Consider the following 12,876-nt stretch of genomic DNA (forward strand, 5'->3'; position numbering starts at 1 on the left):
TCTAAACTTCTCCCAGCGCTCGTAGGTCGTGCAAAACAGAGAGAACTGATTCGACATAACATTGAGCTGCCAACAGTTGTCCTTAGAGAGGAAAGCAGCAGACCATGAGGCGAATCTAGGGATCGTTTGCGGAAATTTGCTTGCCTCGTCAAGAGAAGCAAAATAGAGTGCATTTTGGAGCTTTAAATAGGGAAAGAAGGAGCGCAGTGACTCCCAAAGCTTGTTCAAGGACGCTTCATCAAAGGTGAGAGGCTCGTAAAATTGAAGATGACAGCTTACGTTGACCAGCGGATTTTTCTTGAAGATGACCCTTTTATAAGGCGGAAGAAGCATCTATCTACTCACTTGCCTATTTCAGTCCATCAAATTATATTCTATTCAGCGGCCTATGTCAATTCCTAGTCGCCAATAATATCCCCCTCAAGGCCGAGAGTGCTGCGTACAAGGCCAATGCCTTCCCCTCTTAGGGATAGCTGTCTGCAGCCTTGTGGATTAAGAGGCATACTGTTATCTCACCCTAGTCTGCTGTAGTCGTGGTGCGCCTTTCCCCGTAAAAATTCGTGCAGAATCGCGCTGAGAACGCCAACAATAGAAGCGAGGGAATCTTTTACGGTGAAAGGAGGTGATACCATCGTGGTAACTATTCTACCCTCGCTGCCGCAACAGGCCGCCGCGACGGCTGTTCCGTCAGCCGGAAGCTCCAATGGCGATGCGGCTGGCATTCCGTCCTTTACCGACCACCTCCAAGGAACTTTGCCACAAGGTGTTGGCACCGGCTCGGGGACGCCGAAACAAAACGCGGTTCAAACACAGCAGTCGGTGAAGCTGCCCATCCATGACGACGCCTCTAAGCCAAGTGCAGATGCCCAAACGGCTGAAAATACGACAGAGCCGAACCCGCAAGCCGTTAAAAAACCGGTTCACTCAAAACCAGATGCGGAGGCTTCTGGCTTGTCGGAGCAGGCACCGGCTTCGATGTTAGCGATGGCTTCCGTTGTGGCGGCTCTTCCGCCAACGACTGTCTCGGCCGAACCCGCTCCCAATGCTGCAAGCCAAAACAGCGCGGCAGAAGCGGCTAGTGCGGTGACCAGCAGCTCGCAAACACCTGGCCTAAGCGATAAAACCAATGCGCTCGCTGCCTTGGTGGCGTCGGAGCAGGAGATTTCCCCCACCCTTAACGAAACACCAGCAACTTCAGCCTCCGCGCCACTGCCGCTAAAGGAGCAGGCGGCAGGAGAGCCTGCAGCCATGCCCCTGACGGTTGTGTTGGCATCAAGAACCGTTGCTTCGGAGACTAGCGGTTATTCCGCTCTTCCGAAGTCCGCAACTCAGATAGGCGCACCGAATGGATCGAGGGACGTGACGCCAACTCCAACGACCATTTTAGGGGCGTCGGTCAGCACGACCGTCGCGGTTGCCGGTAACACGACATCGGGTGTTGTAGGGTCGCAGACGCAGGTTATCCCGCTGACGACGGCCGTCTCCACGGCAAGCGCCGAGAGCATCGTCCTCACGCAGAGCGATGGTGCTGCGCAAGGCACCTTGCCATCGCAACACGTTGCTGCGGCAGGAAACGATACCGACTCACAACCGGAGTTGGAGGTTACCGTACAAAATACGGGGCAGCCTGAGCAAGCTCATGCGATGTCTGAAACGGAGGCATTGCATCCTGCACAAACGCTGCAAGAGAGGCTTCTTCGCAGCGCCGTGTTAGGGGAAGCGAACAGCACACGACCCCAGAAAGTCGGGGGATTTTCTGAACTCTCCGGGGTCGGCTCTGAGACGGCTAAGGCCGACGACGCTGCCAAGAACGGTTTGGCGGAAGGGCAAAAGGCACTTTCACTGCATGAAGCCGTCGGAGGTGCCACAAACCCGAACGCGCTCTCCACGGAGGCTGTAACAAAACCACTCTCGACCGTTACTGCCCATGAAAGCGCTGCCGATGTGCAGACAGCTGTACCGTCGGTGGATACGGCGCCAACTTCGCAAAACACGAGCGGCAGCGCAGACAGCAGCAACTCGGCTAACGGCAACGCCACTCCGCAACCGTGGGCTCATGCAAGCGTGACCATCGCGTCGCTCCAGCAAAGCCAATCGAACGGCACATCAAACGCGGACGCCGCCGCGCCTGGTGCTGCGGGGGCAGCGCAGAGCACGCTCGACCGCATTCAAGTAGCTCAACAGGTGGTGCAGCATCTCGAAGCAGCCCGCTCGATGGTGGGTCGTGGCGAGATTACGTTGCGGCTAAGCCCACCGGAACTGGGCACACTGCGCATAGCGCTTAGCAGCGGTGCTCAGGGGGTAACGGCGCATCTTGTTGCGGAAACCAGCCAGGTGCAGCGCGCTCTTATGGACGAACAGCACCGACTACATGCCGCTCTCGAAGCCCAAGGGCTGAAGGTGCATTCGTTAGAGATAAGCGCCGGCAGCACCGGCCAACAAAACCCGGCTCCGTTTAGTGGCTCCTTGCAGATGCAGTATCAGACGAACGGTTATTCGAGGACAAACTACACCGCTATAGACCCTAGGCAAGTTTCGTCCATCGAACCGGCGGAAGCCGGCAATGATGAAACGAGTGGCCTTTCTGCGATGCCATTCGTAGGTACATCTCGCCTTAACTTCTTGGCGTAAAAACAACCCTAAGGTTAGGAGATCAGAAAGATGGCTATTAGCCAGGTAACCAACAGCACGACCAACAGCGCCACAACTCAAATAGGCGCCGCCGTGCAACAGGTGCAGAACAACCAGCAGGTTAGCGAGCAGGACTTTCTGCAAATGCTAACGACCCAGCTTTCAAACCAAGACCCGACCCAGCCGATAGATGAGAACCAGATGCTAGCTCAGCTTGCCCAGTTCTCAACCGTGGAGGGGGTCAACAACCTATTGACCTCGCAAACCCAACAACAGGCCATCAACCTGCTTGGGCATACCGTGCAGGCTTTGGTAAATACCAACAACAGCCCGCAGCTGGTCAGCGGGAAGGTGGTTGGGGTGAGTTGGAACGGGAGTAAGGTCTCGCTGACGTTAGATAATAACACATCAGTAACACTCGATGAGATAACACAGGTCTCTTGAGGTGACACCATGTCTGAGCCAGTTCGCGTTCCGCCCGTAGGACAGGGAGTTGCCGCTCCCGATAGGTCTCAAGAAAGTACAGGCAAGCAAAGGACGGCGCAGCAGCCTTCCTTTGCCGATCTCCTGCGCGCTCAGCAGGGAATTGCTCCTCTCGAGCCTGCGCGTTCCGGTGGAGCGCCTGAAGTGCCTGGGCTACGCTTTTCGGCGCATGCTCAGACCCGCATGAATTCGCGGCAGATCACGCTGGAAGCGCAGCATGTGGAGCGGTTGCAAAATGCGGTGCAGCGTGCAGAGGGCAAGGGGGCGCGCGATGCGCTCATCCTTATGGACAACATGGCGATGGTGGTGAGCATTAAAAATCGCACCGTGGTCACCGTGGTGGATCGCGACCATCTCAAGGAAAATGTGTTTACCAACATAGATAGTGCGGTTATCGCTTAGAGAGCCGCACCGTGCAGGCCGGACCGTGGATGGACTCCGCGGAGGCCTGAAAGCACACTCCCCGAATGATAGAGGGGAGCTATATCGTGAAAAAGCGCTTAGCGCATCCATTTACCAACAACAGGAGGTTCTATAGCAAGATGCTTCAAGCTATGTTTTCAGGCGTAAGCGGACTTCAAGTTCACCAAACCGATCTTGACGTCATCGGCAACAACATCGCCAACATCAACACGGTAGGTTACAAGGCCGGTCGCGTCACTTTTGAGGATCAGCTCTCTCAAACGATTCGCGATGCGGCAAGTCCCGGAGCCAATGTAGGCGGCCAAAATCCCGCCCAAGTGGGGCTTGGCGTTATGCTAGGCTCGGTAGACACGTTGCAGACGCAGGGAAACCTCGAAACGACGGGGAAAAACACCGACTTAGCCATTCAAGGTGCGGGCTACTTTTTAGTCGGCGATGGAAGCACCGTCTACTACACGCGCGACGGTTCGTTCGACCTCGATAGCGCCGGCGAGCTGGTGAACCCGGCAAACGGAGTGAAGTTGTTGGGGTATCAGGCCGATGCGAACGGTAAAGTGGATACCACACAACCTATCACCGCAAACAGCGTTATCAAGATACCTGTAGGCACGCTCACAGCCGTGAAGCAGACGACGGAGGCAACCTTCCAGGGAAATCTCGACGCTTCCTCTTCGCTACAGTCCACGACGGCTCAACTCACGGGGAATCTGGACGTCTCGCAAACGCCCCCTGCCATCAATACCACCATCTACGACTCGCTGGGCAACGCCCATACCTTGCAGGTTACTTTTTCCAACCCCGTGTTCAACCCTACCGGAGCCGGAGTGCCTGCGGGCGCTACACAGTCCTGGAAGGTCGCTCTTACTTTGGATGGGGCCACAACCAATTCCACGATCTATGCCGTTGGAGGCAAATTCGTTTTCGCCAACAGCTCTGGGGCTGTTTTAGGATCGTCGCAGGTGCTCAACGTGATCGGTAGTGGGGGGGCACCTAACTTCCCGATCACGGTGGATTTCAGCGGGCTTTCCGATTCCTCCAGCGTTTCCGCCAGCGCGAATGGGCAGAACACGCCGACGAAGATCGCCTCAACGCTCATGAGCTTGTCGGGCAACATGAATTTGGATAACCCTCCGGCGCCTATCACAACCACCGTTTACGACTCGGCGGGCAACGCCTACCAGATTCAGACAACTTTTCTAAACCCCACCTACAACCCCACCGGTCCGAATGTACCTGCCGGGGCGACGGCGGCCTATGATGTGCAGATCAAAAACTTGACGACGGGCACCACGCTCTACGATAGCACGGTGGCGGGCAACAACGAATCGAAAGCCTACTATATCCCCGGCCAAGGCTTTGTGCTGGCCAACACCACAACCGGTGCCGTGTTAGGCAACACCATTCAGTTAAGCAGCGCCCCCGGAACCTATGGGCCGAACAACACAGGGGCGCAGGTGGTGGCCGGCATGCCGCTTACCGTGGATCTGAGCAAGCTCTCGACCACCAATACCACCGGAACGGCTGATGGACGCACCGGTAGCCAGCCCTCGTGGTCAACGGCCGTGCAAGTCTACGATAGCTTGGGCATGAGTCATCTCATCACCTTCAACTTCACCCGTGCGTTAGTAGGTTCCGGGGCGCCCTCCAATGCTGCCGCTCGGTGGGAATGGACGGCTTCAGAGAACGGACATGTTATTTCTAGTAGCACCAGCTCCGGCAATCAGGCGCTCTTCTTCGATTCCTCCGGCAACCTGATTGACACGAACAACCAAACGGTCAATATTACTCCAACCAACGGAGCGGCGCCGTTTAGTATCAGCATCAACTTCGGTAGTCTTACCCAGATCGCGGGCAACTCCAGCGTGGCGGCCACCTCTCAGGATGGGGCGCCGATGGGGGTGCTTCAAAGCTTCTCTATTGCACAGGACGGAACCATCACAGGGGTCTTTTCCAACGGACAGACGCGCGTTTTGGGGCAGATCGCAACCGCCATCTTCTCCAACCCAGGCGGTCTGGCGAAACAGGGGCAAAACCTCTACTCGGCCTCCAGCAACTCCGGCCTGGCGCAAGTGGGTGTGCCCAACCAGGGCGGGCGCGGCCAGATCAACGTGGGCTTTTTAGAGATGTCTAACGTTGACCTTTCAACGGAGTTCACCAACCTGATCATCGCCGAGAGGGGCTTCCAAGCCAACACGCGTATCGTCACCACCGTAGATAACCTACTTCAGGATGTTATCAACCTGAAACAGGGAGGCTAGGTGTCCTAACAGAGCCATAAGGGGTTCGACAAGCACCCGCTTGTCGAACCCCTTTGAAGGAGTAAAGCATGATACAAGTGACCCGTTTTAACCATACCGAACTCTACATCAATGCCGACCTCATCGAGTTCGTTGAAAGCACACCCGACACCGTTATCTCGATGATAAGCGGGCGTAAGGTGCTCGTTTTGGAAAAGCCGGAGGAGGTGCGTCGCAAAATTCTGGCCTATCGGCAGGAGGTTGGGCCGCTGCTTTTGCGCACAGGGATCGTTCATCCGGAGGCCGAGCAGGAGGAGAAAGACGAAACCACGGCAGCGCCTCGCTAAGGTTTCGACACGAAAGGGAGTTAAGAAAGCAGCATGGACCTTGCAACCATTATCGGACTCGTTTTGGCATGGGGGGCGTTGTTAGGCGCCTTGCTCATGGAGGGTGGCGAGCTACGGGTGATGATCAATCTCCCCGCCGCGCTGCTGGTTTTTGGTGGAACCATTGGAGCCGCCGTTATCAGCTTTCGAATGAACCAGATTATGGAGGTGCCCAGCATTCTTTCCATCGCCTTCCGCGAAAAGGCACTGGAGCTACCGGATGTTATTCGGCAGTTGGTGCGCTTAGCCGAGAAGGCGCGTCGCGACGGTCTGCTTTCCCTAGAGGAGGAGAGCCGGCGCCTTCATGACCCGTTCTTAAAACGTGGCCTGCGTCTCGCCATTGATGGTACCGACCCCGAGCTTCTTCGAGGAGTTTTGGAGACGGAGATACAGCTTTTGCAGGCACGCCATCGTGCCGGCGAGTCGATTTTCATTACCCTTGGCGGCTTTGCACCCACACTAGGGATCATCGGCACCGTAATGGGGCTAATTCACATGTTGGCCAACCTCAGCGATCCGGGCAAGATGGGGCCACTTATCGCAGGCGCTTTCATCGCCACGCTCTACGGCGTTTCCAGCGCCAATTTAATCTTCTTGCCCATTGCCAACAAGCTACGCATGCGCTCTTCAGAGGAGGCGCTTGCACGAGAGGTGATGTTGGAAGGAATTCTCTCTATTCAGGCGGGCGATAATCCACGCCTTGTGGAGGAGAAGCTAAAAGCCTATTTGGCCCCACGGCTTCGAGGGCAGAGTGCCCTTGCGGGAGCACGACGATGAATCGCGCTCTGTTGCGAGGTCGGGGACAGCCTGAACACCGAGAGAACTTAGAACGGTGGCTGCTCACCTATGCCGATATGATCACCCTGCTTATGGCTTTCTTCCTCATGCTCTATTCGATGTCGGTGATGAGCCGGGGCAAGTTTCAACAGATGGCGATCTCCGTGCGACAGGGTTTCGACGGCGACAAGGCGGCAAAGGGGGTTGGTGTCGGCACCGATTTGGCTGCAGAGAGAACCTATCAGCAGTACATGCAGTCCTTGCAAAAATTACGGCAATATGTGGAACAACACCATTTGGAAGGCGCTATCCATATGAGCAACGACCGCCGTGGCATCGTGATCAGCGTGCTTACCGACGGGTTGCTCTTCAAAAGCGGGCAGGCAACCTTACAGCCTCAGAGCCTGCCGTTGCTACACCAGATCGCGGGGTTGTTGCGGGTGCTGCCAAACGACGTGGTGGTTGAAGGCCATACCGATGACCGACCCATTCACACCCTGCAGTTCGCCTCGAACTGGGAGCTTTCCGCCGCACGTGCCGGGGCGGTGGTGCGCGATCTCATCTCGCGGGAGGGTTTGCCCATACGGCGGTTCTCGGCCGCCGGCTATGCCGATACGCGCCCTCTCTATCCTAACGATACCCCACAGCATCGCGCGCGCAATCGCCGGGTGGAGATCGTGCTGCTGCGCACGCAACAAGAAGCTGAAGCCGAGATGCAACGTCAACAAGAGATCGCCCGCATTACCGACGGCGGTAATGTGAGCTCTGTAGAACCGTCGGGACAGCCGCCCTCTGTGCTGGCGAATCCGCGGCAACAAGAGGCAGCTTCGGGAGCGAACTCCTTAGGAAGCCGCTCTCGTTTGGTCGCTCCTTCGGATGAGGGAAGTGTGGCCGAGCCTTAATGCAAGCAAAACATCGTTTTTGAGGAGATAGATATCTATGGTAGCGAAGCCGGAAATGCGTCAACAGCCTGCTGAGGAGGTTCAGGAGGCGCCAAAAAAGAGATCAAAACGCCCTCTCTTGTTGCTCTTTGGATTGGTGGTTGCATTGGTCGTTGGCCTGCTCGCCTTTCACATGCTAAGTGGCAAGAAGGGGGCAACGAAAGGGGAGGTTAAGAAAGAGTTGAAGGTCTCTTATTACCTCCCGCTCGATGACTTTTTGGTGAACCTTAGTGGGAGCGATGACCACTATTTGAAAGCGGGCATCACGTTGGGCATGACTCAAAACATGTCGCAGGACGAAGCCAAAGACAAAACCGCCCCTATTCGGGATGCCATCATCACGGTTCTCAGCCACAAGACGCTGGCCGATGTTTCAAAGGAGGGGGCGAAAGAGGCTCTTAAGAAGGAGATTCAAGAAAGGGTCAACGAGGCATTAGGTGGGCAGGACGTGGCGGCCGTCTATTTTACCTCGTTCGCCACACAATAGATTTCGCCCGAACCGTTCGCTTGCCAGGAGAGCGAGACGGCAGGCGAACGGTTAGGAATAACTGACCTCCTCAATGATATAGACCACCGTGCGCCCGTTAGGCAGGCGAACCTCCACCTGTTCGCCTGCCTTGCGCTTGAGCAGCGCTTGGCCTATAGGAGAGTTGTAGGAGATTTGATTCTTGGTAGGATCGGCCGAATTTGCATCTACAATAACATACTCGAACCGCTTGCCCTCGGCATCAACTACCGTCACCTTAGAGCCAACGTCTACGGATCCATTTTGGGCTGCGGGCGTAGCTCCCTTTTCGATAACTTTTGCCCGCTCTAACATCGCCTCAATCTCGGCGATCTTGCCGTTGAGAATGGCCTGTTCTCTGCGTGCCGCTTGGTATTCGAAATTCTCCGAGAGATCGCCGTAGGAGCGTGCTTTACGTATGGCTTCGGCAATGCGCGCTCTTTCCACGGTGCGTAGGCGATGAAGCTCTTCCTCAAGCTTTTTTTTGCTCTCTACGGTGAGGATGACCTCGTCTTTAGGCATGGACTTACTCTACACCTCTAGCGCTTACGTGAGTCGTTCGTCTTTTGGCGCACAAAAAGAGCGAAACGCCTCGGCGTATTCGCTGCTTATTTTAAAATACCCTAGTTACGGCGCTGTGTCAACTTTATCCCACTCTTATCCTCTTTTTGAGGAGGGTTTTCGTTGCCCGATGCTGCGTGGCCAAGCTATCTAATGGGTTTGGCCCGATGGAGCGCTGCGTTTTTCCTGATGGAGCGCGTCGAGCTGCTCAAAGATGCGCTCCGCCTCTTCCGCTTTCAGTCGCCCCGATTCTACCATCTGTAGAAGACGCAGTCGCTCTTCCCTTCTCTGAATCTCTTCTGGGGAAGGCGTTTTCGGCGCCGAGTCTTTCTGTGGCGAACCGCTAAGGCGGGAGCGCAGGTTGGACTTCATGTCGTTTAAGCTGCGGCTTGCCACCACCTTAAAGCCGCCCCAGACATCTTTTGCGGCGCTTTTTGCCGATTCTTTCATATAGGCGCCTATCACCTTCATGACGGCCGGCACCAAGGCGGGCGGCACCTCGATGGTTTCGTGCGTTCCATCGGGGCGGGGTATCTCCACCTTCTGAAGGTTTTGGCGATCGTTGGTTTTCGGCTTTTCTTTAGGAGGCTCAGGCGCGCTCGTTGCCGTCGGTTGGGCCTGCTGCGCTCGCTGAAGCGCCTCGATCATGCGAGCGCCCTCTTCGGGCGTGAGCACGCCCTCGGCAATAAGCCGTAAAATACGCTCTTTCTCCGTCTCTGGCATTGCGCAAGCTCCTTCCTATGCCAAGCTTCCATGCTGTATTCGGGTAATGTGTACATCGCCAGAGGTGGTTTGGACGTTGAGGGTTCCCGTGCCCTCACCGAGTTTTCCCGTCCAAAGGGTTTCGGTTGCGGTTACCTCATGGGCATCGTGCTCGCAGCGGAGGGTGCCGGAGATGGTTCCTAAGGTGACGCGCAGATGGCTCTCGGTAGGCAGGCAGATATCTACATCGCCAGAAACGGTGCTTGCTTGAAGCGCTCCGGAGAACGCTGTTTCAAAATCTACCGAGATGTCGCCGCTCACCGACTGTGCCTGGAATCTCTCTGAGCGACCTATGTGGGCAAAGATGTTCCCGGAGACGATCTTGAGGGCTATCTGTCCGTGAACATTGTTGAGATACACCTGGCCGCTGATCGACTCGCAGACGATGTCCATGGGGCTTCGATGTCCCGCCTCTTCCACACGCACGTCGCCGGAGACCGACTTGCATTCAAGTCGTTCGCCTTCTATGGCTTTGGCGCGTATATCGCCGCTTGCTGTGTTGGCCACGAGGCCGCCCTCTATATTGGAGGCCTCGATATTTCCGCTCTTTGTGGCCACCGAGGCCATGCCCCGAATCTGTTTGAGGTGAATGGAGTCGGAGTGGGTTTGGGCGCGCACATTGCCTCCGATGTCTTCGAGCGTAACTTGGCCGTGGTCTGTAATGACCTCTACGGCGCCATCCACGTGGGCTATCTCCACGTCGCCGAATCGCGTTTTGACGTGGGTAGTACCAAGCGCACGTGGAACGGTGATTTCAAGGTCTACCGTGCCCTGATCGAAGTTCTCGGGGGCGTTTATGCGCACTTCGAGGCGCGAGTCGGTGCCGCTGATGGCGACCTCGATGGATTCTAGGAGGTTTTTAAGCTCGACTTCGTTGGGGCCCCAAACGGTGCGTTCGACCACCACTTTTGCGGGCGCATCGGCAACACCGGTGATCTTCACATTGCCAAGCGGGTTTTCAATAGAGACATTCGCCCCAGGCGCAAGATAGAACTCCTGTTGGTGGGTTTCTGTGCGTTCCGGCAGGTTGCCCTCGTTCTCCGGCCGCACTTCCCCCGGTTTCGTCCAGGTGCGCATACGGGCAACGAAAGTGGAGGAGAAGCGCCCCCCACTTTTCGTGGCTAGGCGCAACTGTTCCTGAACGCGCTCGACGATCTTGTCAACATCCACTTTGCTAATCGCTTTGGAGATGCGCTCGCCAAGGTCGCTGAGGCCGGCGAAGGGAGATTGAGCGGAGGTTGTTCGCTTCTCTTCGGCTTTCTGTTCGCTTTTGGTTTGGGATTCTTTGGAGGTTTCTGAGGAGGTCATCGTTTTGCTTCCACCACGCAAAGCCGCGATCAGCATCTCGGCCTCTTGGGCCGTAATTTTGCCCTCCTGCAGAAGCTCTAGAACCCGCATGACATTCTCATCCATCTTAAGGCTCCTTTCTAAGGGATTGTGTAACCCCTAAATGAGTTGGCGTAACGCTTCGGCTGCCTCTTCTGCATCTATCTCACCGTTCTCTAAGGCTTCGAGAATCTCAAGGCGCTGTGCACGGACGCTTGCGGCGGAGGGCGCATTGTCTGAAACGGCCCCTCCTCCTTGAAGCCCTAAAGCGGCGAGGGCATTCTGCAGACGATTGCGCACGGTAGGATAGGAGATGCCCAACTCCCGCTCCACACGGCTTAAGTTGCCCTCACAGCGCAGAAAGGTTTCGATGAACCGCAGATGCTCTTCAGCAAGCCGACAGAACCGACAGCTGTCGAAGACCCCCCGCACGCTCGTTTGACACTGGGGGCAGTGCAGTTCGGTTACTTGCAAGCTGCCACCACAAACAGGACAACGGGTAAGTAAACCCGCCATGCACCCCTCCTTACCAGAGGATTACGGCTCTATTCTACATCGGGTTTCAAAAAAAGTCAAATCTTCTGCCATCAGACATCAGAATTTCTTGGTTCAGGTTTGAAAGTTCTAAAGTTCGATCTCATTGCTGCCTCCTCTAAAGCCTGCATCGGTGTGGACATGTTGATTTTTTATACAAAATTTTCCGCTTTCTAAAATTGTGAAGGCATTAATTCAAATAGAAGTCGCCCTACGGTTCTGTTATCGAGATTGGCTTCAAAAAACTTCTCTCTATACCATCAAGAAAAGGAGACGGAAGAAGAATGCGAACGCTGCATGTGCTGATGATGCTGATCGGCACAACGTTGTTGGTAGGATGTGGGGGAGGGGGAGGCGGCCCCGTCTATTCCGGTGGAGGAACCACCCCGGCCACACACCTCCGTTCCCCGTTGCCGGGAGATACCTACAACTACACGCTGTCTGGGAAGCTGCAGGCCATCGGAACCAATGTGAGCTATAGCTTCACCGGCAATCTCGTGATAGGGTTTAGCCAAACCAACTATAACGGGGCCAGCGTCCTGCTGCGCAACAGCGCCTTGACCCTTAACCTTAGCAACGGGCAGACTCTTGCTGTCAATGAACAGGAGATCGAAAGTAGCGATTCGAGCGGAGATCTCGTTGGGTTGGCCAATATTCAAAACGGCACTGTAGACCCCCTCAGTCCACCTGTCATCACCGCTCCGGCCGCATGGAGCAACGCGCTCTCGATCGATCAACAGACGACCACGAGTTTCGGCATATCCTATGTGGATAGCTTTACCGTTGTGGGTGCAGAGAACGTATCTACACCGATAGGTACGTTCGCCTGTTGGAAGGTCAACTTCACATCGAACTCCAGTTCGTCGAGTAACACCAACGAGACGATCTGGTACGCACCTGAGATGGGAGATGCTCCTATTAAGGAATCGGGCACAACTACCATTGTTGCGAGCGACGGGAACACATACACGGCAACAATTAATTCGATCCTCAGCTCCACGAATGTGCCCATCTCCTAATGAGAAAACAGAGGCGCTAGGCCCCGTTCTAGGAACTTAAGAGGCCTATTTCTCGCATAAGATAGGGTATAATAGTATTGATGCCTCTATGTGAGAAATCTGAAGGGAGGAGCCTTTTGCATGGCCAAGAAGAAAGACACATCCAAAACGAACGTTGCCGCACGCTTAGAGTCGAAAGCCCAACAGCAGCTATGTCGCTTTTGCGGTCGCAAGCCCGAAGTGGTGCGACAGTTGACCCCTAGCGGTAAAGTGCAGATGTTCCGCAAATGCTGCGCGGAAGCGGGTCTCGTG

Annotated in this window: 14 protein-coding genes; 9 read left to right on the plus strand and 5 right to left on the minus strand. The window is 55.6% G+C overall.

Annotation, left to right across the window (positions count from 1 at the left end; genetic code table 11):
• On the minus strand, positions 1 to 333 hold a 333-nt coding region (locus VKV18_RS03505; RefSeq protein WP_324202843.1), incomplete at its 3' end, for a TIGR04255 family protein.
• Positions 334 to 633: 300 nt separating this feature from the next.
• On the opposite strand from VKV18_RS03505, the gene VKV18_RS03510 reads away from it, so the two are divergent.
• From VKV18_RS03510 to VKV18_RS03545, 8 genes are all read left to right on the plus strand, one after another.
• Positions 634 to 2,631 (plus strand): flagellar hook-length control protein FliK, encoded by a 1,998-nt coding sequence (locus VKV18_RS03510; protein WP_324202844.1) that lies wholly within the window; start codon positions 634 to 636, stop codon positions 2,629 to 2,631.
• 30 nt (positions 2,632 to 2,661) lie between these two features.
• The gene (locus VKV18_RS03515) at positions 2,662 to 3,075 is read left to right on the plus strand and encodes a flagellar hook assembly protein FlgD (protein ID WP_324202845.1); all 414 of its coding nucleotides are present in this window, start codon (positions 2,662 to 2,664) and stop codon (positions 3,073 to 3,075) included.
• 9 nt (positions 3,076 to 3,084) lie between these two features.
• On the plus strand, positions 3,085 to 3,516 hold the full coding sequence (locus VKV18_RS03520; protein WP_324202846.1) for a TIGR02530 family flagellar biosynthesis protein: 432 nt from the start codon (positions 3,085 to 3,087) through the stop codon (positions 3,514 to 3,516).
• Positions 3,517 to 3,656: 140 nt separating this feature from the next.
• Complete coding sequence (locus VKV18_RS03525) at positions 3,657 to 5,795, plus strand: flagellar hook-basal body complex protein (protein WP_324202847.1); 2,139 nt, start codon at positions 3,657 to 3,659, stop codon at positions 5,793 to 5,795.
• A 68-nt stretch (positions 5,796 to 5,863) separates the two neighbouring features.
• Positions 5,864 to 6,121: a flagellar FlbD family protein gene (locus VKV18_RS03530; RefSeq protein ID WP_324202848.1), complete on the plus strand. Its 258-nt coding sequence runs from the start codon at positions 5,864 to 5,866 to the stop codon at positions 6,119 to 6,121.
• Between the two features lie 33 nt (positions 6,122 to 6,154).
• Positions 6,155 to 6,937 carry a flagellar motor protein gene (locus VKV18_RS03535; protein WP_324202849.1) on the plus strand — a complete coding sequence of 261 codons (783 nt, stop codon included), beginning with the start codon at positions 6,155 to 6,157 and terminating at the stop codon, positions 6,935 to 6,937.
• On the plus strand, positions 6,934 to 7,839 hold the full coding sequence (locus tag VKV18_RS03540; protein WP_324202850.1) for a flagellar motor protein MotB: 906 nt from the start codon (positions 6,934 to 6,936) through the stop codon (positions 7,837 to 7,839). Before VKV18_RS03535 ends, VKV18_RS03540 begins: the two co-directional genes overlap by 4 nt.
• A gap of 37 nt (positions 7,840 to 7,876) precedes the next feature.
• Complete coding sequence (locus VKV18_RS03545) at positions 7,877 to 8,365, plus strand: flagellar basal body-associated FliL family protein (protein WP_324202851.1); 489 nt, start codon at positions 7,877 to 7,879, stop codon at positions 8,363 to 8,365.
• A 51-nt stretch (positions 8,366 to 8,416) separates the two neighbouring features.
• Here the strand turns inward: VKV18_RS03545 and greA are convergent, their stop codons facing one another.
• The 4 genes from greA to VKV18_RS03565 all read right to left on the minus strand — a co-directional run bounded on the left by greA (position 8,417) and on the right by VKV18_RS03565 (position 11,548).
• The gene (gene greA, locus VKV18_RS03550; protein WP_324202852.1) at positions 8,417 to 8,905 is read right to left on the minus strand and encodes a transcription elongation factor GreA; all 489 of its coding nucleotides are present in this window, start codon (positions 8,903 to 8,905) and stop codon (positions 8,417 to 8,419) included.
• Positions 8,906 to 9,094: 189 nt separating this feature from the next.
• Positions 9,095 to 9,667, minus strand: a complete 573-nt coding sequence (locus VKV18_RS03555; protein ID WP_324202853.1) for an SHOCT-like domain-containing protein — start codon at positions 9,665 to 9,667, stop codon at positions 9,095 to 9,097.
• 15 nt (positions 9,668 to 9,682) lie between these two features.
• On the minus strand, positions 9,683 to 11,119 hold the full coding sequence (locus VKV18_RS03560) for a DUF4097 family beta strand repeat-containing protein (protein ID WP_324202854.1): 1,437 nt from the start codon (positions 11,117 to 11,119) through the stop codon (positions 9,683 to 9,685).
• 33 nt (positions 11,120 to 11,152) lie between these two features.
• The gene (locus VKV18_RS03565; RefSeq protein ID WP_324202855.1) at positions 11,153 to 11,548 is read right to left on the minus strand and encodes a DUF2089 domain-containing protein; all 396 of its coding nucleotides are present in this window, start codon (positions 11,546 to 11,548) and stop codon (positions 11,153 to 11,155) included.
• Between the two features lie 302 nt (positions 11,549 to 11,850).
• Here VKV18_RS03565 and VKV18_RS03570 point away from each other — a divergent pair, with 302 nt between their 5' ends.
• Positions 11,851 to 12,585 (plus strand): hypothetical protein, encoded by a 735-nt coding sequence (locus VKV18_RS03570; RefSeq protein WP_324202856.1) that lies wholly within the window; start codon positions 11,851 to 11,853, stop codon positions 12,583 to 12,585.
• Positions 12,586 to 12,876 lie beyond the last annotated feature (291 nt).

Origin of the sequence: Chthonomonas sp., from assembly GCF_035294505.1 — a bacterium.
Taxonomy (GTDB): Bacteria; Armatimonadota; Chthonomonadetes; order Chthonomonadales; family Chthonomonadaceae; genus Chthonomonas.

Excerpts from the sequence above, each read along its gene's own strand:
- VKV18_RS03515 (WP_324202845.1), top strand. The coding sequence starts at position 2,662 with ATGGCTATTAGCCAGGTAACCAACAGCACGACCAACAGCGCCACAACT.
- VKV18_RS03520 (WP_324202846.1), top strand. The coding sequence starts at position 3,085 with ATGTCTGAGCCAGTTCGCGTTCCGCCCGTAGGACAGGGAGTTGCCGCT.
- VKV18_RS03525 (WP_324202847.1), top strand. The coding sequence starts at position 3,657 with ATGCTTCAAGCTATGTTTTCAGGCGTAAGCGGACTTCAAGTTCACCAA.
- VKV18_RS03530 (WP_324202848.1), top strand. The coding sequence starts at position 5,864 with ATGATACAAGTGACCCGTTTTAACCATACCGAACTCTACATCAATGCC.
- VKV18_RS03535 (WP_324202849.1), top strand. The coding sequence starts at position 6,155 with ATGGACCTTGCAACCATTATCGGACTCGTTTTGGCATGGGGGGCGTTG.
- VKV18_RS03540 (WP_324202850.1), top strand. The coding sequence starts at position 6,934 with ATGAATCGCGCTCTGTTGCGAGGTCGGGGACAGCCTGAACACCGAGAG.
- VKV18_RS03545 (WP_324202851.1), top strand. The coding sequence starts at position 7,877 with ATGGTAGCGAAGCCGGAAATGCGTCAACAGCCTGCTGAGGAGGTTCAG.
- greA (WP_324202852.1), bottom strand. The coding sequence starts at position 8,905 with ATGCCTAAAGACGAGGTCATCCTCACCGTAGAGAGCAAAAAAAAGCTT.
- VKV18_RS03555 (WP_324202853.1), bottom strand. The coding sequence starts at position 9,667 with ATGCCAGAGACGGAGAAAGAGCGTATTTTACGGCTTATTGCCGAGGGC.
- VKV18_RS03560 (WP_324202854.1), bottom strand. The coding sequence starts at position 11,119 with ATGGATGAGAATGTCATGCGGGTTCTAGAGCTTCTGCAGGAGGGCAAA.
- VKV18_RS03565 (WP_324202855.1), bottom strand. The coding sequence starts at position 11,548 with ATGGCGGGTTTACTTACCCGTTGTCCTGTTTGTGGTGGCAGCTTGCAA.
- VKV18_RS03570 (WP_324202856.1), top strand. The coding sequence starts at position 11,851 with ATGCGAACGCTGCATGTGCTGATGATGCTGATCGGCACAACGTTGTTG.